This is a genomic window from Streptomyces bikiniensis (assembly GCF_000716625.1).
Lineage (GTDB): Bacteria > Actinomycetota > Actinomycetes > Streptomycetales > Streptomycetaceae > Streptomyces > Streptomyces bikiniensis.
Window position 1 is genome coordinate 132,256 of sequence record NZ_JNXJ01000007.1, and the last position, 24,715, is coordinate 156,970.

22 protein-coding genes are annotated in these 24,715 nt (G+C 72.8%); 5 read left to right on the plus strand and 17 right to left on the minus strand.

From position 1 onward, the window contains the following. Nucleotides 1-192: 192 nt before the first annotated feature. Nucleotides 193-1,662, minus strand: coding sequence for a transcriptional repressor NsdA (gene nsdA, locus OO47_RS07200; RefSeq protein WP_030220543.1), 1,470 nt, complete (start codon nt 1,660-1,662; stop codon nt 193-195). A 425-nt stretch (nt 1,663-2,087) separates the two neighbouring features. On the opposite strand from nsdA, the gene OO47_RS07205 reads away from it, so the two are divergent. Further along, nucleotides 2,088-2,741 (plus strand): bifunctional DNA primase/polymerase, encoded by a 654-nt coding sequence (locus OO47_RS07205; protein ID WP_030220546.1) that lies wholly within the window; start codon nt 2,088-2,090, stop codon nt 2,739-2,741. Nucleotides 2,742-2,809: 68 nt separating this feature from the next. Here OO47_RS07205 and ftsY read toward each other — a convergent pair whose 3' ends face one another. From ftsY to OO47_RS07230, 5 genes are all read right to left on the minus strand, one after another. Beyond that, entirely contained in the window at nt 2,810-4,036 is a 1,227-nt protein-coding gene (gene ftsY / locus OO47_RS07210; RefSeq protein ID WP_030220549.1) for a signal recognition particle-docking protein FtsY, read from the minus strand. Nucleotides 4,037-4,233: 197 nt separating this feature from the next. After that, complete coding sequence (locus tag OO47_RS07215; protein ID WP_030220552.1) at nt 4,234-5,667, minus strand: sugar porter family MFS transporter; 1,434 nt, start codon at nt 5,665-5,667, stop codon at nt 4,234-4,236. Nucleotides 5,668-5,882: 215 nt separating this feature from the next. Further along, nucleotides 5,883-9,461, minus strand: a complete 3,579-nt coding sequence (gene smc / locus OO47_RS07220; RefSeq protein ID WP_030220554.1) for a chromosome segregation protein SMC — start codon at nt 9,459-9,461, stop codon at nt 5,883-5,885. A gap of 233 nt (nt 9,462-9,694) precedes the next feature. Next, the gene (locus tag OO47_RS07225; protein ID WP_030220558.1) at nt 9,695-9,913 is read right to left on the minus strand and encodes a hypothetical protein; all 219 of its coding nucleotides are present in this window, start codon (nt 9,911-9,913) and stop codon (nt 9,695-9,697) included. Between the two features lie 387 nt (nt 9,914-10,300). Next, nucleotides 10,301-10,582, minus strand: coding sequence for an acylphosphatase (locus OO47_RS07230; protein ID WP_030220561.1), 282 nt, complete (start codon nt 10,580-10,582; stop codon nt 10,301-10,303). 168 nt (nt 10,583-10,750) lie between these two features. Between OO47_RS07230 and OO47_RS07235 the strand changes: the two genes are divergently transcribed. Both OO47_RS07235 and OO47_RS07240 read left to right on the plus strand, forming a co-directional pair. Beyond that, entirely contained in the window at nt 10,751-11,725 is a 975-nt protein-coding gene (locus OO47_RS07235) for a CAP domain-containing protein (RefSeq protein WP_030220564.1), read from the plus strand. A gap of 176 nt (nt 11,726-11,901) precedes the next feature. Continuing rightward, the gene (locus OO47_RS07240; RefSeq protein ID WP_030220567.1) at nt 11,902-12,594 is read left to right on the plus strand and encodes an HAD family hydrolase; all 693 of its coding nucleotides are present in this window, start codon (nt 11,902-11,904) and stop codon (nt 12,592-12,594) included. A gap of 97 nt (nt 12,595-12,691) precedes the next feature. Here OO47_RS07240 and mutM read toward each other — a convergent pair whose 3' ends face one another. From mutM to OO47_RS07285, 9 genes are all read right to left on the minus strand, one after another. After that, nucleotides 12,692-13,555, minus strand: coding sequence for a bifunctional DNA-formamidopyrimidine glycosylase/DNA-(apurinic or apyrimidinic site) lyase (mutM, locus tag OO47_RS07245; RefSeq protein WP_030220570.1), 864 nt, complete (start codon nt 13,553-13,555; stop codon nt 12,692-12,694). 139 nt (nt 13,556-13,694) lie between these two features. Then, nucleotides 13,695-14,501 (minus strand): ribonuclease III, encoded by an 807-nt coding sequence (gene rnc, locus OO47_RS07250; RefSeq protein WP_030220572.1) that lies wholly within the window; start codon nt 14,499-14,501, stop codon nt 13,695-13,697. Nucleotides 14,502-14,521: 20 nt separating this feature from the next. Beyond that, a complete protein-coding gene (gene rpmF, locus OO47_RS07255; protein ID WP_015036448.1) occupies nt 14,522-14,695 on the minus strand; it encodes a 50S ribosomal protein L32 in 174 nt (57 codons plus the stop codon). A 2-nt stretch (nt 14,696-14,697) separates the two neighbouring features. Continuing rightward, nucleotides 14,698-15,351 carry a YceD family protein gene (locus OO47_RS07260; RefSeq protein WP_030220575.1) on the minus strand — a complete coding sequence of 218 codons (654 nt, stop codon included), beginning with the start codon at nt 15,349-15,351 and terminating at the stop codon, nt 14,698-14,700. A gap of 162 nt (nt 15,352-15,513) precedes the next feature. Then, entirely contained in the window at nt 15,514-16,593 is a 1,080-nt protein-coding gene (locus OO47_RS07265; RefSeq protein WP_030220578.1) for a hypothetical protein, read from the minus strand. Nucleotides 16,594-16,703: 110 nt separating this feature from the next. Further along, on the minus strand, nt 16,704-17,183 hold the full coding sequence (gene coaD / locus OO47_RS07270) for a pantetheine-phosphate adenylyltransferase (RefSeq protein WP_199812279.1): 480 nt from the start codon (nt 17,181-17,183) through the stop codon (nt 16,704-16,706). Between the two features lie 26 nt (nt 17,184-17,209). Beyond that, complete coding sequence (gene rsmD, locus OO47_RS07275; protein WP_030220584.1) at nt 17,210-17,794, minus strand: 16S rRNA (guanine(966)-N(2))-methyltransferase RsmD; 585 nt, start codon at nt 17,792-17,794, stop codon at nt 17,210-17,212. Between the two features lie 69 nt (nt 17,795-17,863). After that, nucleotides 17,864-20,062: an ATP-dependent DNA helicase RecG gene (gene recG, locus OO47_RS07280; protein ID WP_030220587.1), complete on the minus strand. Its 2,199-nt coding sequence runs from the start codon at nt 20,060-20,062 to the stop codon at nt 17,864-17,866. A gap of 59 nt (nt 20,063-20,121) precedes the next feature. Beyond that, complete coding sequence (locus OO47_RS07285) at nt 20,122-21,930, minus strand: DAK2 domain-containing protein (protein ID WP_030220590.1); 1,809 nt, start codon at nt 21,928-21,930, stop codon at nt 20,122-20,124. Nucleotides 21,931-22,167: 237 nt separating this feature from the next. Here OO47_RS07285 and rpmB point away from each other — a divergent pair, with 237 nt between their 5' ends. After that, complete coding sequence (rpmB, locus tag OO47_RS07290; protein ID WP_003957616.1) at nt 22,168-22,353, plus strand: 50S ribosomal protein L28; 186 nt, start codon at nt 22,168-22,170, stop codon at nt 22,351-22,353. Nucleotides 22,354-22,471: 118 nt separating this feature from the next. Here the strand turns inward: rpmB and thiD are convergent, their stop codons facing one another. After that, nucleotides 22,472-23,284, minus strand: a complete 813-nt coding sequence (gene thiD / locus OO47_RS07295) for a bifunctional hydroxymethylpyrimidine kinase/phosphomethylpyrimidine kinase (protein ID WP_030220598.1) — start codon at nt 23,282-23,284, stop codon at nt 22,472-22,474. Further along, nucleotides 23,281-24,243, minus strand: coding sequence for a thiamine-phosphate kinase (locus tag OO47_RS07300; protein ID WP_030220601.1), 963 nt, complete (start codon nt 24,241-24,243; stop codon nt 23,281-23,283). Before OO47_RS07300 ends, thiD begins: the two co-directional genes overlap by 4 nt. A 233-nt stretch (nt 24,244-24,476) precedes the next feature. Here OO47_RS07300 and OO47_RS07305 point away from each other — a divergent pair, with 233 nt between their 5' ends. Further along, nucleotides 24,477-24,710, plus strand: a complete 234-nt coding sequence (locus OO47_RS07305) for an Lrp/AsnC family transcriptional regulator (RefSeq protein WP_017947604.1) — start codon at nt 24,477-24,479, stop codon at nt 24,708-24,710. The last annotated feature ends 5 nt before the right edge of the window (nt 24,711-24,715 follow it).

Below are 24,715 nucleotides of genomic sequence, written 5' to 3' on the forward strand. Positions count from 1 at the left end.
GCGGGTCACGGGCAGGTAACGGCGTACTCTCCGCGCGTACGGCGCCGGGTGGGCGTGCGGTACGGGGCGGGGGACGCGAACCGGCCGCGTCGGCGTCCGTGTGTCCTTGCGGCGGGGGAGCCGAGTCGGGCAGTAGGGACGTCCGGCGCGGCCGGGGTCCTGGCGGGCCCTGCGGGGCCCGGGCGGGAGGGGTCAGACGGCTTCGGCGGCCTCGGGGAGGAGCTGGGCGAGCCGGTCGGTGAGCTGGACGACCTCGGCGACGTCGCCGAAGCCGCGGGCGGCGTGGTCGACGGTCTTGCGGAGCCGGGTGTTGACCCGCTCGGAGCGGATGCTGCGGGCGACCCCGAGGGCCTTCTCGGCGAGGACGACGGACTGCTCGGGCTCGCGCTTGAGGAGGTGGACGGTGGCCAGGCCGATCAGGTTGAGGGCGTACGACCGCTGGTGGTCGGCGTCCTTCTCGAAGAGTTCGACGGCCCGCTCCATGAGGGGTTCGGCGAGGGAGGCGTACGTCGGGGAGCGTCCGGCGACGTAGGCGAGGTCGCGGTAGGAGTGGGAGTTCTCGCCGTTGAGCTCGGCCTCGGAGAAGAACCGGATCCAGTCGGGCTCGGGCTCGCCCTCCAGGCCGACGTCGGCGAAGGTGTCCTCGGCCATCCGGACGGCCCGCTTGCACTTGGAGGGCTGGCCCATGTTGGCGTAGGCGCGGGCCTCCATCGCATACAGCATGGCCTGGGTGCGGGCGGTGGCGCAGTCCCGGCTGCCGTACTGGGCGAGGTGGATGAGTTCGAGGGCGTCGTCGGGCCGGCCGAGGTGGATCATCTGGCGGCTCATGGACGAGAGGATGTACGAGCCGAGGGGCTTGTCGCCGGCCTCCTTGGCGGCGTGCAGGGCGAGCACGAAGTACTTCTGGGCGGTGGGCTGGAGGCCGACGTCGTAGCTCATCCAGCCGGCGAGTTCGGCGAGTTCGGCGGCGCAGGTGAAGAGGCGCTTGGAGATGTCGGCGGGGTGGGGCTCCTGGAGGAGGTCGGTGACCTCGTGGAGCTGCCCGACGACGGCCTTGCGGCGCAGTCCGCCGCCGCACTGGGCGTCCCACTTGCGGAACATCGCGGTGGTGGACTCCAGGAGGGTGAGTTCGACCTCGGAGAGCCGGTGGGGGCGGTGGGCGTCGGCGGCGGGAGCCGCGGCCTCGCCGGCCGGGGTGGGGACGAGCCAGCGCTGCATCGGTTCGATGAGGGCGGGTCCCGCGGCGAGGGAGAGGGAGGAGCCGAGGAAGCCCCGGCGGGCGAGCATGAGGTCGCTGCGGGAGAACTCGCTGAGCAGGGCGACGGTCTGGGGGCCGGCCCAGGGGAGGTCGACCCCGGAGACGGAGGGCGACTGGTGGGCGCTGCGCAGGCCGAGGTCCTCGACGGCGACGACGGATCCGAAGCGCTCGGAGAAGAGTTCGGAGAGGATCCGCGGGATGGGCTCGCGGGGCTGCTCGCCGTCGAGCCAGCGGCGCACGCGCGAGGTGTCGGTGGAGATGTGGTGCGCGCCCATCTGGCGCGCCCTGCGGTTGACCTGGCGCGCCAGTTCGCCCTTGGACCAGCCGCTGCGCACGAACCACGAGCCCAGCTGCTCGTTCGGGCGCTTGCCGGCAGTCGTACCGTCTGCGCCGTTGCCGCCCACTGGAACGCCCCCATCCACCTGATTGCCTGTCGTGCGAACCCTTATCAGAATGCCGTCTCCCGCCGCATCCGTCCGGCGTTCGCACTCCTTCGAACTGGAAACCGGGTTGCCACCGGCATACCCACGCGTGCGGTGCGCCCCGTGGTTCGAGTACCGAAAGTAATCCTACGATCACCCCTCTACGAGGGGGATTCAAGAAACGCCACCATTCGCCACCCCTTCGAATGAACCCGCCCTCCGTGGAACGCGCTTCACTTGACATGCGACGAACCGGAGTCGGCGGACGGATGCGCGGAGAGGCGCGCATCGCGGTCCGCGCCACCCCCTGCACAACCGTGCGCCGCCCTCGGCGACAGGCCGTGACGGGGAGTGACGGCGGTGCTCCTGGTCGTAACCACCGGCGCGCTCGACCCGTTGGAGGGGACATGGGTTTCACGATCGGCGGCATTCGTGAGATGCGGTCCGGCGCACGCCGCCGCGGACGCACCACGGAGTGCACAGCGGTGGCGGAGTACACGGGGCTGTGGGGCTGGGACGTGGTCCCCGGCGCGCGGGCCGTCTCCGGTCGGTGCTCCTGCGGCGATCCGGTGTGCGCGGCCCCCGGGGCGCATCCGCTCTCCTTCGCGGAGCCGGTCCCGGCGGGTGCCGGTCTGGACGACGCGACCAGGGCGTGGTCGGAGTACCCGGGCGCGGCGCTGCTGCTCCCGGTGGGCCGGGCCTTCGACGTGATCGAGGTGGCGGAGGCGGCGGGCCGGCGGGCCCTGGTCCGCCTGGAGCGCATGGGCCTTCCGCTCGGCCCGGTGTGCGCGACCCCGACCGGCCGGGCGCGGTTCTTCGTGGCGCCGGGGGCGGCGGCCGAGCTGCCGCAGCTGCTGTACCGGATGGGCTGGGACGACGCCGATCTGGACCTGCACTGCCTGGGCCCCGGCTCGTACGTGACCGCTCCCCCGTCGGACCTGGGCGGCCTCGGGCCGGTGCGCTGGCTGCGGCCCCCGACCCTGGACACGGCGGGCGCGCCGCCGCAGGCGCGGCTGCTGCTCGGCACCCTGGCGTACATCTGCCACCGCACGCACTTCTGACGCGCGTACGGGAAAGGGCCCCCGCCGGGGATCGGCGGGGGCCCTTCACGCGTGCGCGTGGAGCGCGGTCAGTCGCCGATCAGGGCGTCGACGAAGGCCCCCGGCTCGAAGGGGGCCAGGTCGTCCGGGCCCTCGCCCAGGCCGATCAGCTTGACCGGGACGCCCAGCTCGCGCTGGACGGCGATGACGATGCCGCCCTTGGCGGTGCCGTCGAGCTTGGTCAGGACGATGCCGGTGATGTCGACGACCTCGGCGAAGACGCGGGCCTGGATCAGGCCGTTCTGGCCGGTGGTGGCGTCGAGGACGAGGAGGACCTCGTCCAGCGGGCCGTGCTTCTCCACGACGCGCTTGACCTTGCCGAGCTCGTCCATGAGGCCGGTCTTGGTGTGGAGGCGGCCGGCGGTGTCGATGAGGACGACGTCGGCGTTCTCCGCGATGCCCTCCTTGACCGCGTCGAAGGCGATCGACGCCGGGTCGCCGCCCTCCGGGCCGCGGATGGTGCGGGCGCCGACGCGCTCGCCCCAGGTCTGGAGCTGGTCGGCGGCGGCGGCGCGGAAGGTGTCGGCGGCGCCGAGGACGACGGACTTGCCGTCGGCGACGAGGACGCGGGCCAGCTTGCCGGTGGTGGTGGTCTTGCCGGTGCCGTTGACGCCGACGACCATGACGACGCCGGGGACGTCCGCGGGGCTCTCGGTCTTCACCGTGCGGTCGAGGTCGGGGCCGAGGAGGGTGATCAGTTCCTCGCGGAGCAGGCCGCGCAGCTCCTCGGGGGTGCGGGTGCCGAGCACCTTCACGCGCTCGCGCAGCCGCTCGACGAGCTCCTGGGTGGGGGCGACGCCGACGTCGGCGGTGAGGAGGGTCTCCTCGATCTCCTCCCAGGTGTCCTCGTCGAGGTGCTCGCGGGACAGGAGCGTGAGCAGCCCCTTGCCGAGCGAGTTCTGGGAGCGGGCGAGGCGGGCCCGGAGCCGTACGAGACGGCCGGCGGTGGGCTCGGGGACCTCGATCACGGGGGCCGGGGGCTCGGCGACGACCGGGTCCTCGACGGCGGTCGGGGCCCCGGTGGCCTCCTCGGCCGTGGGGAGCTCGACCTCCTCGACCGTGCGGCGTGGTTCTTCCCGCGGCGTCTCCGCCTCCTCGCCGACGCGCGGTTCGGCGGGCGGAGCGGTGATGGTCGGCGGGGTGGACGGCGGCTCGGCCGGGGGCAGCTGCTTCTTCTTGCGGCCGCTGACCACGAGCCCGCTCGTCACGGCGACCGCGACGACCAGAGCGATGACTACAGCAAGGATGAGTTCCATAACGGGTCCAGTATGGCGTCACCCCGCCCGCGCCCCCCGTACTCCCCGTGGGGCACGCCCCCGCGTACCGGGCCGGTCCGCCGTTCGGCGGTGCCGGACGCGGAGACCGCCCCGGCCCGGGCGCAGAGACCGCCCCGGTCCGGGCGCGGGCCTCGGACCGGGGCGGTCTCGGTGGGCGAGGAGAGGGGCAGCGGGGATCAGCCCATCTCCTCCAGCGCCTTGCCCTTGGTCTCCTTGACGTACCGGAGCACGAAGGGGATCGAGAGCACGGCGAAGACCGTGTAGATGATGTAGGTGCCGGAGAGGTTCCAGTCCGCGAGGGACGGGAAGCTGGCGGTGATGGCCCAGTTGGCGATCCACTGGGCGGAGGCGGCGACGCCGAGGGCGGCGGCGCGGATCCTGTTGGGGAACATCTCGCCGAGGAAGACCCAGACCACCACGCCCCACGAGAGGGCGAAGAAGAGCACGAAGACGTGGGCGGCGACGAGGGCCACGACGCCCTGGGTCTCGGGCAGCTTGCCGTCGACGAGGTCGGCGGAGAAGGCCCAGGCCTCGAAGGCGAGGGCGATCGCCATGCCGGCGGAGCCGACGAGGGCGAGCGGCTTGCGGCCGACCCGGTCGACCAGGACCATCGCGATCACGGTGCCGACGATGTTGATGATCGACGTGGTGAACGAGTAGAGGAACGAGCTGGACGGGTCGATGCCGACGGACTGCCAGAGGGTCGCGGAGTAGTAGAACGCGACGTTGATGCCGACGAGCTGCTGGAAGACCGAGAGTCCGATGCCGACCCAGACGATGGGCAGCAGCTTGAAGCGGCTGCCGGTGACGAACAGGTCCCAGAAGGTGGACTTGTGCTCGCGGCGCATGGCCTGCTTGATCTCCTCCACCCGGTGGTCCAGGTTCACGCCCTTGCCCTCGACCTCGGCGAGGACCTCCTTGGCCTTGTCGGTCTTGCCGACGGAGATCAGGAAGCGGGGGGACTCGGGGATCGCGAAGGAGAGCAGGCCGTAGAGGAGGGCGGGGACGACCATCACGCCGAGCATCCACTGCCAGGCCTCCAGGCCGCCGATCTTGCCGCGCTGATCGCCGTCGGCGAGCTGGAGGATGCCGTAGTTGACCAGCTGGGAGATGGCGATGCCGATGACGATGGCGGCCTGCTGGAAGGAGCCGAGGCGGCCGCGGTAGGCGGCGGGGGCGACCTCGGCGATGTAGGCGGGGCCGATGACGGAGGCCATGCCGATGGCGAAGCCGCCGACGATCCGCCAGAGGGCGAGGTCCCAGAGGGCGAAGGGCAGGGCCGAGCCGACGGCGCTGACGGTGAAGAGGACGGCGGCGATCTGCATGCAGCGGATGCGGCCGATGCGGTCGGCGATCCGGCCGGCGGTGGCGGCGCCGATGGCGCAGCCGATCAGGGCGATGGCGATGACCTGGGCGAGGGTGCCGGAGCCGATGTCGTACCGGTCGCGGATCGCCTCGACGGCGCCGTTGATGACGGAGCTGTCGTAGCCGAAGAGGAAACCGCCCATCGCGGCGGAGGCCGTGATGAAGATGACGTGACCGAGGTGGTCCGGGTGGGCGCCACGGCCTTCGGAGGGGGGCGGCGGGGGCGCCTGCTCAGTGCTGGTCACATGGACTCCTGGGGGCTCCGGCAGCGTTGTCGGGGCATGGGGGGCGAACCCTTCCAGTGGCGCACAACTTCACGCCGCCCACCACTTGAAGGTAAAAGCAACGTTGCAGAGACTATGCCTTCAAGTTTCGAGGTCAATACCCGCCCTCTAGACCACCAGAGGATGAGACGCTGCCTCACGCGTTCAATTCTTGAATGCGGGCTCGTGCGGAGCCGCTAACGCAGCCTTTGGCTGATGACCTTGGATACCCCGTCGCCCTGCATGGAAACGCCGTACAGCGCGTCCGCGACCTCCATCGTCCGCTTCTGGTGCGTGATCACGATGAGCTGCGAGGACTCCTGGAGCTCCTGCATGATCCGGATCAGCCGCTGGAGGTTGGTGTCGTCGAGGGCCGCCTCGACCTCGTCCATCACGTAGAACGGGCTGGGCCTGGCCTTGAAGATGGAGACGAGCAGCGCCACGGCCGTCAGCGAGCGCTCGCCGCCGGAGAGCAGCGAGAGCCGCTTGACCTTCTTGCCCGGCGGGCGGGCCTCCACCTCGACGCCGGTGGTGAGCATGTCGTCCGGGTCGGTGAGGACGAGACGGCCCTCGCCGCCCGGGAAGAGGCGCGAGAAGACCCCCTCGAACTCGCGGGCCGTGTCCCGGTACGCCTCGGTGAAGACCTGCTCGACGCGCAGGTCGACCTCCTTCACGACCTGAAGCAGGTCGGCCCGGGTCTTCCTCAGGTCCTCCAGCTGCTCCGAGAGGAACTTGTGGCGCTCCTCCAGGGCCGCGAACTCCTCCAGGGCCAGCGGGTTCACCTTGCCGAGCTGGTGGTGGGCCCGTTCGGCGGCCTTCAGCCGCTTCTCCTGCTCCGAACGGACGAACGGCCGGGGCGCGGCGGGCTCCCCGCCCTCCTCCCCCTCGACCGCCGGGGGCGGGGGCACGGGCTGGTCGGGGCCGTACTCGGCGACCAGGGCGGCCGGTCCGACGCCGAACTCCTCCAGGGCCTTGGCCTCCAACTGCTCGATCCGCAGCCGCTTCTCGGCGCCGAGGACCTCGCCCCGGTGGACGGAGTCGGTCAGCTTGTCCAGTTCGGCCTTGAGGTCCCGGCCCCGGGCGCGGGCCGCCGTGAGCCCCCGCTCCCGGTCGGCCCTGGCCGCCTCGGCGACCGCCCGCTCGCGTTCGGCGCGGGACAGCGAGACCTCGACGTGGGCCAGGAGCGTCCGGGCCCCGGCGGCGACCGCGCCGGCGACCTCCGCCTCGTGGCGGAGCCGGGTCCGCCGCCGCTCGGCACGCGCGCGTGCCTCCCGTTCGGCGCGGGCGGCCCGGTCGAGGGAGTCGGCCCGCCCGGCGAGCCCCCTGACCCGCTCCTCGTGGGTACGGACCTGGAGCCGGGCCTCCATCTCGGTCTGGCGCGCCCGGGAGCCGTCGGCCGCGAGCCGGTCGCGCGCGGAGGTGTCGGGCTCCTCGTCCCCGCCCTCCCCGGCGGCGGCCTCCTCGGCCACCAGGAGTCGTTCGGCCAGTTCCTCGGCGTCCTCGGTGGCCTTCTCCAGGGCTTCCTGGGCGCGGGCGGCGGCCGCGGCGGCGCGCTCGGCCTCCCCCGCCGCTCCCCTGGCCTGTCCGGCGAGCCGGCCGAGCCGCTGGGCGACGGCGGACTTCTCGCGCTCGGCGGTACGGCGGCGGGCGTCGAGCTCCTCGACGAGCGCGGCGGCGGTGCGGCGGCGCTCGCCGGCCTCCTCCCGCACGGTCGCCAGCTCCTCGCACCGCGCGCCCAGTGCGTCGAGTTCGGCGGCGGCCTCGGCCACGGAGGCCTGGACTTCGAGGAGGCTGGGGGCGCCGGCGGAGCCGCCGTGCGCGACGTGCGCGCCGAGCAGGTCCCCCTCGACGGTGACGGCGGTCAGCGCGGGCCGGGTCCTGACCAGCTCCGCGGCCTCGTCCAGGTCGTCCACGACGACGACGCCGTCGAGCAGGCGGCGGACGGCGCCCATGAGTTCGGCGGGGCCCCGGACGAGGTCGGCGGCGTACGGGCGTCCGCCGGGCGCGGGGCCCACGGGGCCGGGCTCCCGGCCCGGGCCCCGGTCGTGGTCAGGGTCCGGGTCCTGGGCTCCGGTGAGGAGCAGGGAGGCCCGGCCCGCGTCCTGCTTGCGCAGCAGGCGGAGGGCTTCGACGGCGGCGGCGGGCCCGGCGGCGACCGCGTCGGCGGCGGTGCCGAGGGCGGCGGCGACGGGGACCTCGTAGCCGGGGGTGACGGTGAGGAGGTCGGCGGCCGGGCCGAGGAGGCCGGTGAGTCCGGCGGCGAGCAGGGCGCCCGTGCCGTCCTTGCGGCGCAGCCCGAGGGCGAGGGTGTCGTGGCGGGCCCGGGTCGCGGCGCGGCGGCGTTCGGCGGTGTCGAGGGCTTCGCGGGCGGCGCTCAGGGCGGCCTCGGCCTCGGCGAGCCCGTGGCGGGCGGCCTCGTGCCGTGCGGCGAGTTCGGTGTCCTCCGTGTCGAGGCCGTCGACCTCGGCCCTGAGCCGCTCGTACTCCTCCTGGGCGGCGGCGGCCCGCTCGGCCGCCTCGTCCCGGGCGGCGGCGAGCCGGTCGATCTCGGCCCGGGCGGCGGCGGCGCGCGAGCGGGCCGCGTCGACCCGGCCGTGCAGGCGGGCGAGGCCTTCGCGCCGGTCGGCGAGGGCACGGACGGCGTCCTTGAGGCGCCGTTCCTCGTCGGTCAGGGCCCGCTCCAGGTCGGAGCGGTGGGCGACGGCGTCCTCCAGGGCGCGTTCGGCCGCCTCCAGGGCGGCTTCGAGCTCGGCCTCCTGCTCGCGGACGCGGGCCGCCTCGCGCTCCAGGTCCTCGGGGTCGCGGCCGCGCCGCTCCTCGGGGGGCGCGGTGGTGGCGCTCTTCACGCGTGCGTCGGCCAGGGAGACGGTGCCCCGGACGCGTTCGGCGAGCTGGGAGAGGTCGTACCAGGTCTGCTGGGCGCGCTCCAGGCGGGGCACGAGCGCGCGTGCCTCCGCCTCCAGGGCGGCCTCCCGGTCGAGGGCGGCGCGCAGGTCGGCCTCGGTGGCCTCCTTGCGCGCGAGGAGGGCCGCTTCGTCGGCGACCTCGGCGGTGAGCGCCGCCTTGAGGTGGACGAGGTCGTCGGCGAGGAGGCGGAGGCGCGCGTCGCGCAGGTCGGCCTGGATGACGACGGCCCGGCGGGCGACGGCGGCCTGCCGGCCGAGCGGCTTGAGCTGCCGTCGCAGCTCGTCGGTGAGGTCCTGCACGCGCGCGAGGTTGGCCTGCATCGCGTCGAGCTTCCGCAGCGCCTTCTCTTTCCGCTTGCGGTGCTTGAGGACGCCGGCGGCCTCCTCGATGAAGGCGCGGCGGCCCATCGGGTCGGCGTGCAGCACGGAGTCGAGCTGGCCCTGTCCGACGATGACGTGCATCTCGCGTCCGATGCCGGAGTCGGAGAGCAGGTCCTGGAAGTCGAGCAGGCGGCAGGTGTCGCCGTTGATCTGGTACTCGCTGCTGCCGCCGCGGAACATGATCCGGGTGAGGGTGACCTCGGCGTAGTCGATGGGCAGGGCGCCGTCGGAGTTGTCGATGGTCAGCGAGACCTCGGCGCGGCCGAGCGGGGGGCGCCCGGTCGTGCCGGCGAAGATGACGTCCTCCATCTTGCCGCCGCGCAGCGACTTGGCGCCCTGCTCGCCCATGACCCAGGAGAGGGCGTCCACGACGTTGGACTTGCCCGATCCGTTGGGGCCCACGACACAGGTGATTCCCGGTTCGAACCTCAGCGTGGTGGCCGAGGCGAACGACTTGAATCCGCGGAGCGTCAAGGCCTTGAGGTGCACGTCGGGGACTCTACCGGGGCCCGCGCGTTTCACCCGCGAACGTGCAGGGCAGATCCTCGGTTGAGGAAGGGGGAGGTAGGGGGGCTCCGGGGAAACGACGGGTGAAAGCAAGAAGGGACGCCGAAGCGCCCCTTGCGTGTTCAGCCGACATGCGTCGAGCTCCATATGCGGCTGTATGACGGTCGACCGTGCCGACCTGTGTGTTTCCCACCTGGCCCCTCGGGGCTGGGTTGTCAGGTGAGCGCAGGCTCCGCCTGGGGTACGTCGAGATCGATGCTGTCCAGCAGCGACTCTCCCTGGTGCTGAGCGGCGGCAGCGGCGAGCGCGTCGTTCTCGGACTGGATCCGTACCAGCTCGGATTCGAGGTCCTGGACGCGCTGCTGGAGCCGTCGCATCTCGGCGAGGAGTCGCGGGTCGGAGCCGCCGACGTAACCGAGAAGCGCCTTTGCCATGATGGATGGTCCTCCACAATGAGTGACCGACCGAAGCGGTGTGGGTCGTGAGGGATTGGCACCCGCGGTGTTCGGCAGTGACTTGTTGTGCCGGTTCCACTGCCCCACAGCCAAGGTGCGCGGGGCTTCCAGAGTCTCACCAAAAAGTTTGACGGTCAACACGATCACGCCCCGTTTGAAGGGGCGACCGGGGAGTCCACGGCCGCTCAGGGGCGGCGGTGCGTCTCGACCCGGCGCCTTCGGGGCGTCGCGATCATTCTCAACGGGCAGCCTTCCACGACGGGCGCTTCTTGGCAACCACCAGGGGCTTTCCCCTTCACACGCCCGTTACGGCGCGTTCGCACGAGGCCCCTCCGGGTCACCGGAGGGGGTGTCGGAGAGTGATCGTCAGCGGATGGCGAACCCGTCGTAGCCGCCGCGCGGGGTGTCCCAGATCTCAGTGACTCCGTCCACGCGTCCGGGTGTGTCGTCGGAGCGGAGCCAGTCGAGCAGACGGTGGCAATTCTCACGCGGGCCCTCGGCCACGACCTGTACCCGGCCGTCGTCGAGGTTGAGGGCGAAGCCCGTCAGACCGCCGATCTCCAGGGCGTTTGCCCTGGTGAACCAGCGGAAGCCCACTCCCTGTACCCGGCCGCGCACCCAGGCGGTCATCCGTACGTCGTCGCTCATGGCTGCACGCTAACGGGCGGGCCGCTCAAAGAGCACATCGCCCCCCGCTGCCCACTCGCGTACAGTCCCGACGAACGCGTCTCACCCGTTCGGGCGCGCGCCGTTCGACTGCCGGACCGCAACGGTACCGACAGCAAAGATCAGCAAAGACCAGCAGGAGGGCAAGCCATGGGACGCCACCGTCGCTCCGGCGCCGCACCCGCCGCAGAAGACTACGCGGCCGGTACGGACCGCCGGCACCGGGGTGACCGCCGCAGGCGGTCCGTGCGCACCGGTCTGCTCGGTGCCTCCGCAGCCGTCGCGGTCGGCGCGGCCGTGGTCGCCTCGGGCCTCCTGCCCGGCGGGGACACGCTCGCGGTCGGCGGCACCGACACGGCCGGGCACCAGGCGCAGTCCCGGCAGGCCCCGGAGCTGACGACGCAGGGCGGGGCGACGGGGACCCCGACGACCGCGGGAACGGGCAGCGGAGAGCCGTCCTCGCCGCCGGCGAGGCCGAACGCGAAGCCGGCAAAGCCCGAGGCTTCCCCGAGCGCGAAGCCGAAGGCCACGAAGCCGAAGCCGAGCGCGACCCCGTCTCCCACGTCTCCCGCGCCGAAGCCGAAGGCCACGAAGCCGGCGGCCCCGAAGCCCGCGAGAACGGCGAGCGCGAAGCCCGCCGCCCCGAAGACCGCGGCCGCGCCCACCACCGAGGCGCCCGCGCCGAAGCCGAAGCCGACCACCCGGGCCCCCGTCCGGAAGACCGCCCCGGCCTCCACCACGAACCGGAACGACGCCGCCGAGGCGGAGGTCCTGCGTCTGGTCAACAACGAGCGCGCCACGGTGGGCTGCACCCCGGTGACCGCCGACGCGCGGCTCGCGTCGCTGGCGGGCGCGTTCAGCGCGGACATGGCCGCCCGCGGCTTCTTCGACCACACGGACCCCGACGGGGACACCCCGTGGGCGCGCGCGCAGCAGGCGGGCGTCCCGACCCTGGCCGGCGAGAACATAGCCCGCGGCCAGGCGGACGCGGCGGCCGTGATGGAGTCCTGGATGAACAGCGACGGCCACCGCGCCAACATCCTGAACTGCGACTTCAAGACGATGGGCGTCGGCGTGTACTTCGGCGACGGCGGCCCCTGGTGGACCCAGGACTTCGGTTACTGATTTCTCCGCAGGCCGGAGTCCTGCCTCCCGCATAAGGTCGTCACCCGGGGCGAGACGACCGAGAACCACGACCTCGTGGGCGGGGGCGGCGAGACGTCCGACGAAGCCCGGCAGGTCCAGCGCACCCCGGATGCGGTCCGACAGTATCCGGGAGACCACCGGAAGGAACGTCGACCGTGACGCACACCGACCCTCTCACCGAGACCCTGGCGAACGCCCGCGTCCTCCTCTTCGACTTCGACGGGCCCGTGTGCGACCTGTTCGCGGGACTGCCGGCACCCGAAGTCGCACGAGAGCTGACCGCACTCCTCGCCGCCCGGGACGAAGCCGCGGGCGCGAAGGCGGCCCGGACGGACGACCCGATCGAGGTCCTGCTCATCGCACACGAGGCCGACACCGAACTCGGCCAGGGGATCGAGCGGGCCCTGACGGCCGCCGAGGTGCGCGCCGCCGCGCTGTCCGGACAACCGACCCCGGGAGCGGCGGAAGCCCTCCGGACGGCACGCGCGGCCGGCCGGGGGGTCGCGGTGGTGAGCGACAGCTCCACCGAGTGCGTACGGGCCTTCCTGGAACTCCACGGCCTGCAGGAGCACGTCACGCACATCGTGGGCCGCCCCTCCGAACAGCTCCACCTGATGAGGCCGAACCCGTTCCCGCTCCTCACGGCAGCCGAACAGATGCACGTCGACGTCACCGGCTGCACCCTGATCGGCGACTCCCCCACCGACGTCCGAGCCGCCCACGCGGCCGGCGCGACGGCCATCGGCTACGCCGACGAGCCCCACAAGACGGACCTGTTCAACGAGGCGCAGGCCGACGTCGTCATCGAGCACATGCAGGACATCGCCGACGCACTCGCAGCGGAGTAGGCAGCTGGTACGGCCTCGGCTCCGGGACGAGATGGCACCGGGGCCGTGGCAGGGCCGTCCGAGAGCAGCCGGCGGCCCCGGGCCCCGCGCGGGCGGCTCACACCGTGACGACGCGCGGCGGACGCTGGCAGCGGGGGCAGAAGTAGCTGGAGCGGTTCATCCAGGCGCGGCGGCGCATCGGGGTGCCGCAGCGGCGGCAGGGCTCGTCCTCGCGGCCGTAGGCGTCGAGGGAGCGGTCGAAGTAGCCGGATTCGCCGTTGACGTTCACGTACAGGCTGTCGAAGCTGGTGCCGCCGGCGGCGAGCGCCGCGTTCATCACGTCCCGGACGTGTCCGAGGAGTTCGGCCGAGCGCGGCCGGGTCAGGGTGGCGGTCGGCCGGTCGTAGTGCAGCCGCGAGCGCCAGAGCGCCTCGTCCGCGTAGATGTTGCCGACGCCGCTGATGAGCGACTGGTCCAGGAGCGCCCGCTTGATCGTCGTACGGCGCAGGCGCAGCGCGGCCTGGAAGGCGGCGTCGTCGAACTCCGGGTCCAGCGGGTCGCGGGCGATGTGCGCGATGACGTCCGGGAGGCCGTCGGGGCTCTGGTCGTGGAGCGAGAGCCCGCCGAAGGTGCGCTGGTCGACGAAGCGGAGCTCGGTGCCGGCCTCGTCGTCGAAGCGGACGCGGATCCGCAGGTGCTTCTCGTCGGGGGCGTCGTGCGGCTGGACGAGGAGCTGGCCGCTCATGCCGAGGTGTCCGAGGACGGCCGTCCCGGTGTCGGCCAGCGGCAGCCAGAGGTACTTGCCGCGCCGCCGCGCGCCCTCGAACCGCTGCCCCTTCAGCCGGGCCGCGAAGTCCTCGCCGCCCGCCGGGTGCCGCCGTACGGCCCTGGGGTGCAGGACCTCCACCTCGGCCACGGTCCGTCCGGCGGTCCAGCGCTCCAGACCGCGCCGTACGACCTCGACCTCGGGCAGCTCGGGCACGGTGTTCCTCCGGACTCGTTCATCACTTCTTCGACGGCCGGAACCACCCTACTGCCGCCCCGACGGCGTGCGGGAAGACGGGAACCCCGCCCTGGGGCGGGGTTCCCGGAAGGCTCCGAAAGCGAGCAGGACGAAGAGATCAGGCCGAGGCCCGGTCCTTGGCAGGAGAGGGGTCGGCGACCGCTCCCGCCTCGGCCGCGGCCTTCGCCGCCGCGATCCGCTCGTCCGCGGCCGCGCGGATCGCGCGCCACGCGGACTCCGCCGCCTGCTGTTCCGCTTCCTTCTTGCTGCGGCCGGTGCCGGTGCCGTACGAGACACCACCGACGCGGGCGGCAGCGGTGAAGGTCTTCTCGTGGTCCGGGCCCTCCTCGGAGACGAGGTACTCCGGGACGCCCAGGCCCTCGGCCGCGGTGAGCTCCTGGAGGCTGGTCTTCCAGTCCAGGCCGGCACCGAGGTTCGAGGACTTCTCGATCAGCGGGTCGAAGAGCCGGTGCACCAGCTCGGACGCCGCGTCGAGGCCCTGGTCGAGATAGACCGCGCCGATCACCGCTTCGAGGGTGTCGGCGAGGATGGACGCCTTGTCCCGGCCGCCCGTGCCCTCTTCGCCCCGGCCGAGCCGGATGAAGGAGCCGAGTTCGAGTCCGCGACCCACGTCCGCCAGCGCACGCGAGTTGACCACCGCGGCCCGCAGCTTGGCCAGCTGGCCTTCGGGCAGGTCGGGGTGGGTGCGGTACAGCGTGTCGGTGACCACCAGGCCGAGCACGGAGTCCCCGAGGAACTCCAGGCGCTCGTTGGTGGGCAGACCGCCGTTCTCGTACGCGTACGAACGGTGGGTCAGCGCACGCACCAGAAGGGCGGACTCGAGCGTGTAGCCGAGCCGCCCTTCCAGGAGCGTGTGGGACGAGGCATGGTCCGTCTTGTCGTCCGTCTTGCGGGACTCAGACATTGCGCCTCTCACCAGCCCAATCAGACCGAGAGGACCTGGCGCTTGTTGTAGGTGCCGCAGCTCGGGCACGCGATGTGCTGCAGCTTCGGCTCCTGGCAACGCTCACACGAAACCAGGGTGGGGACCGCAGCCTTCCACTGCGACCGGCGGTGGCGCGTGTTGCTGCGCGACATCTTCCGCTTCGGAACAGCCACGGCTACTTCTCCTGCTTCTCGGCGGCGCTTCGGACGTCCCCGTCAGAGGCTTTGCCGCTCATGTTGTCCTTCTCATCGGTTCCCAGCGAACCGGCGAGTCCCTGCAGTGCCGCCCAACGGATGTCGACGGCGTCGTGGTGGTGGTCCGGGTTCTCGTTCAGGTTGGCTCCGCACTCGGAGCACAGGCCCTCGCAGTCCTCCCGGCACACCGGCTGCATCGGCAGTGCGAGCACCACCGCATCACGCAGCACGGGTTCGAGGTCGAACATGCCGTCCTCGAGGGGGATCATGTCCTCGTCGTCCTCGGTCTCGTCGTCCGCGGCCGCCTTGGAGCGGCCCCGGTCGTCGGACTCGGGGTACGAGAACATCTCCTGGAAGTCCACGTCGAGCTCCAGCTCGACGGGCTCCAGACACCTTACGCACTCCCCCTCGGCCGACGCACGGGCGGTGCCTGTGACAAGCACCCCTTCCATGACCGACTCAAGACGGAGATCGATGTCGATCGGGGCGCCCTCGGGCACTCCGATCACTCCTTCGACGCCCATGGCCGCGGGGGCCTCGACCGATCGCGAGAGCCGCTGCAGGGCACCAGGACGCCGCCCCAGCTCGTGCGTGTCGAACACGAGGGGGTTGCGGTGGTCGAGGCGCGTGCTCAGGGCTCTTCCTGCTTTCGGATCGTTCTGCGTCGTGGAAGGTTCGTGGGCTGCCGACCGTGGGCAGCACGGGTCGCGGGCATACGCGCGACCGAAGAGCCAGGATACTGGACGCTTCGCCCAGGACCCAATCCGGGCCCTTCGCCCGTTCCCGCGCCCGCTCGCCTACTGCTGCTGCCCCTGGTCGTACTGCTGCTCGTACCGGCGCAGCTGGTCCAGGTCGATCATGCTCGTGTCGAAGAAGCTGGTCTCGTCGAGCGCGGCGGCCTGCTGGGGCTGGTGGGCCGGCGGGGCGGGCTGCTGGTACGCGTAGGGGTCCTGCTGCTGGTAGCCGTACGGGTCGGCCTGCTGCTGGTACGCGTAGGGGTCCGGCTGCTGCTGGACCTGCTGGTACGCGTACGGGTCCTGCTGCTGGTAGCCGTACGGGTCGGGCTGCTGCTGCGGCGGGGCCGGGACCTGCGCGGGGACCGGGGCGGGCGCCTGCGCCGGGCCCTGCGCCGGCTCGGGGTCGGAGAGTTCCGCGAGGCCGGCCAGGTAGTCGGCGTCGCTGGTGTGGACCGGGCCGCCGAGGCCGTCCTGGGCGGCCATGTGCTCGCCGAGGGCGTCGGAGGCGATCCGGCCGTGCAGCTTCTGCCGGCCCCGCCCGACGGCCTCCAGGGTCTTGGTGAGGACCGCCTCGAAGGCGCCCAGCTTGGCGGCGATGAAGTCGTCGGCCCCGTCCGCCCGGTGGATGAGCGTCTGCGGATCGGCGTCGTACTCGGGGGCGTCCTCGTCGGCGTAACCGTCCGGGCCGATCCCCGGGCCGCGGCCGAGGAGCTTCTCGCGGCCCCGGTCGACGGAGCCGATGGTCTTGTTGAGGACGACCTCGAAGTTGGCGAGCTTGGAGTCGACGTAGTCGTCGGCCTCGGCGCGGATCTCCTCGGCCTCGCGGCGGGCCTCGGAGAGGATCCGGTCGGCCTCCTCCTGCGACTCCCGGGCGACCTGGGTGTCGGAGACGATCGAGCCGCGCTCGGCGTGGGCGGCCTCGATGATCCGCTCGGCCTCCCGGCGGGCCTGCTCGACCATCTGCTCGCGGTCGCCGATCAGCTCCCGGGCCTGGGCGAGGGAGCCGGGCAGGGCCTGGCGCACCTCTTCGAGCAGGGCGAGCAGCTCGGCGCGGTTGACCACGCAGGATGCCGACATGGGCATGGAGCGGGCGCCCTGCACGGTCGCCGTGATCTCGTCGAGCTTCTTCTGCACGTCCACCTGGTGCTCGCCACTCTCTACAGCCGGTTGGAGAAGGACGGGACGACTGTAAGGGCAGTCGGCGCCCGTCCGACACCAGGTGACGGAGCGTCAGCGGTGGTGGCCGCGCGTCACTTCTCCGCGAGCCGTTCGGTCAGGCGTCCGAGGACCAGCGGCGGGACCAGGTGGGAGACGTCGCCGCCCCAGGCCGCCACCTCCTTGACCAGGGAGGAGGAGAGGAAGCTGTACGTCGGGTTGGTGGGGACGAAGAGGGTCTCCACGCCCGAGAGGCCGTTGTTCATCTGGGCCATCTGCAGCTCGTAGTCGAAGTCGCTGACCGCGCGCAGGCCCTTGACGATGGCGGGGATGTCGCGCTGCTTGCAGAAGTCGACGAGCAGGCCGTGGAAGGACTCCACCTGGACGTTGCCGAAGTCGGCGGTGACCTCGCGGATCAGTTCGATCCGCTCGTCGACCGTGAAGAGACCTTTCTTCGACTGGTTGATCATCACGGCCACGTGTACGACGTCGTACAGCTTGGAGGCGCGGGCGATGATGTCGAGGTGTCCGTTGGTGATGGGGTCGAATGACCCCGGACAGACGGCGCGGCGCAACTTGGGTCCCTCGCTCTCCGGTCCGGTCATCGTGCGTCTTCGCACGTAGAGGCGGCGCGACCGTACCAAAACGTTCCCTCGCCGTAGCGACGGGACCGCAGTGGCTCGAACCCGGCCGGCCAGCCGAATTCCCCGCCTCGGGTGCTGCGCTCCACGGTGACCAGGGCATCCTCGCTCAGCCACCCCTCCGCGCGCAGTGTGAGGAGAATCTCCCGCAGGCCGGCGTCCTCGACGGCGTACGGCGGGTCGAGGAAGACCAGGTCGTACGGGTCGGCGGGGGCCGGCCCGGTCACGATCTGCTCGGCCTTGCCGGTGCGGAGCTCCGCGCCCGGCAGGCCGATCGCGCGGACGTTCTCCCGGATGGTCCTCGCGGCGCGGGGGTCGGCCTCGACGAGGAGGGCGTGGGCGGCGCCCCGGGAGAGGGCTTCCAGGCCGACGGCTCCGGAGCCCGCGTACAGGTCGGCGACCCTGCTCCCGTCGAGGGTGCCGTGGAGCGCCTCCCAGGTGGAGAAGAGGCCCTCGCGCGCCCGGTCGGAGGTGGGGCGGGTGCCGTTGCCGGGCGGCACGGCCAGGCGCCGGCCGCCGGCCGTACCGGCGATCACGCGGGTCATCGGTGTCCTCGTCCTGCGTCGTCCAGTGCGTACGTCTCAGGATATGGCCGCAGGGGGGCCGGTGGGTGGTCAGCCCTTCTCCAGGTACTCCTCCCGGTCCTTGTCGAGGAGGGCGTCGAGGGCGGTGCGCAGGCCCGGGTGCGCGGTGAGGTCCGGGTCGGCGAGGACGAGGGCGGCGGCCTCCTCGCGGGCGGCGGCGATGACCTCCTCGTCGTCGATGACGGTGAGGACCCGCAGGGAGGAGCGGACGCCGGACTGGGCCTGGCCGAGGACGTCGCCCTCGCGCCGCTGTTCGAGGTCGATGCGGGAGAGCTCGAAGCCGTCGAGGGTGGAGGCGACGGCGCCGAGGCGCTGCCGGGCGGGGCTCGCCTCGGGCATCTCGGTGACGAGGAGGCAGAGGCCGGGGGCGGAGCCGCGGCCGACGCGGCCGCGGAGCTGGTGGAGCTGGGAGACGCCGAAGCGGTCCGCGTCCATGATGACCATGGCGGTGGCGTTGGGGACGTTGACGCCGACCTCGATGACGGTGGTGGCGACGAGGACGTCGAGGTCGCCGGCGGCGAAGCGGCGCATGACGTCGTCCTTGTCGTCGGGGTGCATGCGGCCGTGCAGGACGGCGATCCGCAGGCTCGCGAGGGGGCCGGTGCGGAGCTTCTCGGCAACGTCGAGGACGGCGAGCGGGGGCCGCTTCTCGGCCTCGTCCTCCGCGGACCGCGCCTTGGATCCCGCCTTCTTCTGGTCCTCCTCGTCCCCGATCCGGGGGCAGACCACGTACGCCTGGTGCCCGTTCTCGACCTCCTCGCGGACCCGTTCCCACGCGCGCGCGAGGAAGTGCGGCTTGTCGGCGGCCGGGACGACGTGGCTGGCGATCGGGGAGCGGCCGGCGGGCAGCTGGTCGAGGACGGAGGTCTCCAGGTCGCCGAAGACGGTCATGGCGACCGTGCGCGGGATGGGCGTCGCGGTCATGACGAGGAGGTGCGGGGGCTGCTTGCCCTTGCCGCGCAGGGCGTCGCGCTGCTCGACGCCGAAGCGGTGCTGCTCGTCGACGACGACCAGGCCCAGGTCGTGGAACTTGACCTTGTCCTCGATCAGGGCGTGGGTGCCGATGACGATCCCGGCCTCGCCGGTGACCAGGTCGAGGAGGGCCTGCCGGCGGGCGGCGGCGCCCATGGAGCCGGTGAGCAGGACGACCTTGGTGGCGCGGTCCGCACCGCCGAGCATCCCTCCCTCGGCCAGCTCCCCCATCATCTCGGTGACGGAACGGTGGTGCTGCTGGGCGAGGACCTCGGTGGGCGCGAGCATCGCGGCCTGCCCCCCGGAGTCGACCACGGCGAGCATGGCGCGCAGGGCCACCAGGGTCTTCCCGCTTCCGACCTCGCCCTGGAGGAGGCGGTGCATCGGGTGGTCGGTGGCGAGGTCGTCGAAGATCTCGGCGGAGACCTTGTCCTGGCCGTCGGTGAGGGTGAAGGGGAGCTTGGCGTCGAAGGCGTCGAGGATGCCGCCGGGGGCGGGCTTCCGGGGGACGGCCGGCAGTTGGGTGTCGGCGTGCCGGCGGCGGGCGAGGGCGACCTGGAGGACGAAGGCCTCGTCCCACTTGAGCCGGTCCCGGGCGGTGGCGATGTCGGCCTTGGTGCGGGGCCGGTGGATCATCCGCAGGGCGTCGGGCAGTTCGGCGAGGCCCCGGCCCTCGCGCAGGGCGTCGGGCAGTGGGTCGGCGGCGTCGGTGACGCTCGGCAGGACCGCGTCGACGGCCTTGGCGATCTTCCAGGACTCCAGCTTGGTGGTGGCCGGGTAGATCGGGATGAGGGCCCCGGCCCAGACGTCCACGGCCTCCTCGCGGTCGCCGCGCAGGAGTTCGTACGACGGGTGGGCGAGCTGGAGGCGCCGGTTGAAGAGCGAGACCTTGCCGGCGAACATCGCGCGGGTGCCGGGCAGCAGGTCCTTGTGCGGCTTGTGCACGCCCTTGCCGAAGAAGACCAGCTGGAGGCGGCCGCTGCCGTCGGTGATGGTCACTTCGAGGCGCTGGCCGCGCCCCTTGGAGCCGTTGAAGGTCAGCACGCGCGCGTCGGCGACCTGCGCGACCACCGTGACGTGCTCGTCCAGCGGCAGGTCGGAGAGGGTGGTCAGCTCCCCGCGCTCGGCGTACCGGCGGGGGTAGTGGTGCAGCAGGTCCCCGACCGTGTGCAGGTCGAGCGCCTCGGCCATGACCTTGGCGGTGGCGGGGCCGAGGGACTTCTTGAGTGGTTCGTCGAGCGCGGGCACGCGTTCCATTGCACACCACGGGACCGACAGTCGGGGCGAGGCCTGTGGACAACCCCCGGAACCGGGCCCTATTCCACCCCGATGAGCAGCGGCGGGGCCTCCGCGCCCGCGTGGTACGTGACGGTGTCGACGGCCAGGTAGCCGCGCCGTACGTGCTGTTCGAGGTCGGCGGCGAGGCCGGGCGGGGTGTCGTCGGCGACGACGAGGGTGACGAGTTCGCCGCCCGCCGAGAGCATCCGGTCCAGGACGGTGCGGGCGGTCTCGGTGAGGTCCTCGCCGATGACGGCGACGTCGCCCTCGATGAGGCCGAGGACGTCGCCGGCCTGGCAGACGCCGGCCGAGGTGAAGGACCGGTGCTCGGCGACGGCGAGTTCGGCGTAGCGGGTGGCTCCGGCGGCGGCCGTCATGGCGACGACGTCCTCGTCGAAGCGCCGGCCGGGTTCGTGGACGGCGAGGGCGGCGATGCCCTGGACGGCGGCCCGGGTGGGGACGAGGGCGACGCGGACGCCCTCGGCCCTGACGCGTTCGGCCGCCGCCGCGGCGGTCTCGCGCAGGTCGGTGTCGTTGGGCAGGAGGACGACCTCGCGCGCGTGCGCGCGGCGGACGGCCTCGACGAGCTCGTCCTCGGCGGGGGGTTCGCCGGGGCGGGTGCGGACGGTGGTCGCGCCGGCCTCGGCGCAGAGCCCGGCGAGGCCCTCGCCGGGGACGACGGCGACGATCGCGCGCGGGACCCGTTCCCCACGTGCGGCGCGTGCGGCGTCGTCCTCCGTGCCGCACGTGTGCCCGTACCCGTCGTCGGCGCCGCACGCGTGCGCGTACCCGTCTTCCGTGCCGCACGCGTGCGCGTACCCGTCGTCGGTGCCGTACCGCTGCCCGTGGGCGCCGTCGGTCCCGTGCCGGCCGCCCCCACCGCTCCTGGCGTCCTGTGCGGTGCCGCGTCCCGGCGCGGGCGCCGCGTCCGGCGCGAAGTGGGTGATCCGGATGCGGTGGGGACGGCCGGCCTCGACACCGGCCTCGACGGCGGCCCCCGCGTCGTCCACGTGCACGTGGACGTTCCAGAGCCCGTCGCCGCCGACGACGACCAGGGACTCCCCCAGCGCGTCGAGGCGGGAGCGCAGCAGTTCGACGGCCGCGTCGCCGGCCTCCAGGAGGTAGACCACCTCGTAGGCGGGACCGTCCTCGCCCGCGCACTTCTCGCGGGGGGCGGCCGGCGGGAGCGGCGCGGGCGCGGCGTGGTCCGGGGCCCGTCCGGTGACGGTCTCCAGGAGGGCGCCGAGGACGGCGACCAGGCCCCGCCCGCCCGCGTCCACGACCCCGGCGCGTTCGAGGACGTCCAGCTGGCCGGAGGTGGCCGCCAAGGCGCTCGCGGCGCCCTCGTAGGCGTCGCGGGCCACCCGCACGAGCGGGCCGCCCGCCGCGCACGCCCCGGCGGCGGCGCTCGCCACGGTGAGGATGGTGCCCTCCACGGGGCGGGCGACGGCCCGCCGGGCCGCGCGCGCGGCCTCGGCGAGGGCGCGGGCGAGATGATCCCCGTCACAGCCGTCGGCGAGGACGGTCGCCATGCCGCGCAGGAGCTGGGAGAGGATGGTCCCGGAGTTGCCCCGGGCGCCGAGGAGGGCGCCGTGGGCCATGGCCCGCACGGTCTCGGCGGTGTCCGGTCCGGAGGCGGCGAAGACCGCTTCGACGGCCCGGTGCGCGGCTTCCGCCGTCAGGTAGAGGTTGGTGCCGGTGTCCCCGTCCGCGACCGGGTAGACGTTGATCGCGTCGATCTCCTCGCGCTCCCGTCCGAGGGCGTCGAAGGCCCTCGCGCACCAGGTCCGGACCGCTTCGGCGTCGAGCTCGACGAGCTCCTCGTCAGGCTGAAGGGCTCGCGACAACGGGGGGTCCTCCTTCGGCGGTGAGCTCACCGCAGGGTAGACCGGAGGTGTCCCGGGCGTGACCGGGGCCCGGGGCGGGGCCGGCGGGGAACATGGTAGTTTCGTTCCACGGAAGCAGGCGTTGTATGCTGCTTCGGTTGCCCGGTTCAGTCCGGGCCGTTCCCCGGCAAGCCACTTCAGACTCCTGATTCCGGTGCGCCGGATTTCACTGTAATTCTGAAGTCTTTGGAGTGACCCGTGGCTGCCAACTGCGACGTCTGCGGCAAGGGGCCGGGCTTCGGCAACAACATTTCGCACTCGCACCGCCGTACGTCCCGTCGCTGGAACCCGAACATCCAGCGCGTGCGTGCCGTGGTCGGTCGGACGCCGAAGCGGCTCAACGTCTGCACCTCGTGCATCAAGGCCGGCAAGGTCTCGCGCTAACCGCGACGTTCCGTCGTAGCGCAGCCCCTGCGGTTGCCTTGAGAAGCCGGTCCACCTCGGTGGGCCGGCTTCTTGCCGTGCCCGGAAACAGGGCCGGGGGTGCGGCCCCCGGACCCGCTCAGTCCCTGAACCGCCAGCCGTGGTCGACCGGGCCTATGCCCCCGCCCAGGGCGAATCCGGCGCCGATGGCCCCGGTCACGTACTCCTTGGCCTCCCGTACCGCCTCCGGCACCGTGCGCCCCTTGGCGAGCCCGGAGGCGACCGCCGAGGCGAGCGTGCAGCCCGTCCCGTGGGTGTGCCGGTTGTCGAGGCGCGGGGCGCGGAACCAGTGCTCCTCCTCGCCGTCCGTGAGGAGGTCCACCGCCTCCCCGCCCGTGGGCAGGTGCCCGCCCTTGATCAGGACCCAGGCCGGTCCGTACGACAGGACCCCCGCGGCGGCGTTCCGCATGTCGCTCTCGTACACGACGTGCACGCCCGTGAGCTGCGTCACCTCGTCCAGGTTGGGCGTGGCGACGGTCGCGAGGGGCAGCAGCTTCGTGCGGACGGAGTCGAGTGCGGACGCGGCGAGGAGCGGGTCGCCGTGCTTGGAGACCCCGACCGGATCCACGACGACGGGCGCGGCGGTGTCCGCGAGGAGTTCCGCGACGGTCTCCACGAGCGGGGCGGTGGCCAGCATGCCGGTCTTCACCGCCTGGACGCCGATGTCGTCCACGACGGACCGGTACTGGGCGCGGACGGCCTCCACGGGCAGTTCCCAGACTCCCTGGACGCCCCGCGAGTTCTGCGCGGTGACGGCGGTGAGGACGCTCATGCCGTGGACTCCGAGCGCCAGCATCGTCTTCAGGTCGGCCTGGATCCCCGCGCCGCCGCCGGAGTCGGACCCGGCGACGGTGAGGACGAGCGGCGGCCGCCCCGGGCTCTCCGCGCTCACTCCGTCTCCCCGAAGTGGTCCCAGCCGCCGGCCGCGTGCCAGGGCGCGCCGTCCACGGTGACCTGGGGCAGCGCCGAGGGGTTGAGGACCTCGCCGATGACCTTCCAGCGGGCGGGGAGCTTCACGTCCGGCGGGAAGGTGGCGACGATGGCGTGGTCCTCTCCCCCGGTGAGCACCCACTGCATGGGGTCGACGCCGACGGCCTGGCCGATGTCGTTCATCTGGGTGGGGATGTCGATGAGTCCGGAGCGCAGGTCGATGCGGACCTTGCTGGCCTCCGCGATGTGGCCGAGGTCCGCGATGAGGCCGTCGCTGACGTCGCACATGGCGGTGGCGCCGAGGCCGGCGGCGGCCGGGCCCGCGTGGTACGGCGGTTCGGGCCTGCGGTGCGCCTCGACGAAGGCGCGCGGGGAGCGGAAGCCGCGCGAGAGGACCGCGTATCCGGCGGCGGACCAGCCGAGCCAGCCGGTGTAGGCGACGACGTCGCCGGGCTGCGCGCCGCCCCGGGTGACCGGGTCGTGGTTGCGCAGGTCGCCCAGGGCGGTGATGGAGACCATGATCGTGTCGCCGCGCACGACGTCGCCGCCGACCACGGCCGCGCCCGCGACCTGACATTCGTCGCGCAGGCCGTCCATGAGTTCGGTGGGCCAGGTGACGGGGAGTTCGGCGGGGACGACGAGGCCGAGGAGGAGGGCGGTGGGGACCGCGCCCATGGCGGCGATGTCGGCGAGGTTCTGCGCGGCGGCCTTGCGGCCGACGTCGTACGCCGTCGACCAGTCGCGGCGGAAGTGACGTCCTTCGAGCAGGATGTCCGTGCTGGCCACCACGCGCCGGTCGGGGGCGGAGACGACCGCGGCGTCGTCGCCGGGCCCGATCCGTACCGCCGGGGTGGAGGTGAGCCGGGACGTGAGCTCTCTGATGAGCCCGAACTCGCCCAGCTCTCCGACTGTGCCCTTCACCGCGTCTCACCTCGTGTCTTCGTGCCGGCCGGCGGGCGGGGGCGCGCCTGGGCGCGCCGCGGGTCGCGGGCCGTCACCGTGCTGGGTACCGTCAAGTAGACCGTCAACTTCTGTCCTGCGTACGCCACGCCCCGGGTGCGCCGGGACGCGCGGGTCTCCCCGTGGCCCGCGGCGACGCGGTACCGTGGCGTCCCTTTCTCCCACAAGATCCTCGTGGCCGCCCTGGAGGTTCCGTGGTACAGGCGTACATCCTTATTCAGACCGAGGTGGGCAAGGCGTCGACCGTCGCCGACACCATCTCCAAGATCCCGGGGGTGATCCAGGCGGAGGACGTGACCGGTCCGTACGACGTCATCGTGCGCGCGCAGGCGGACACGGTCGACGAGCTGGGCCGCATGGTGGTCGCCAAGGTCCAGCAAGTGGACGGCATCACGCGCACCCTCACCTGCCCGGTCGTTCATCTGTAGCCCCC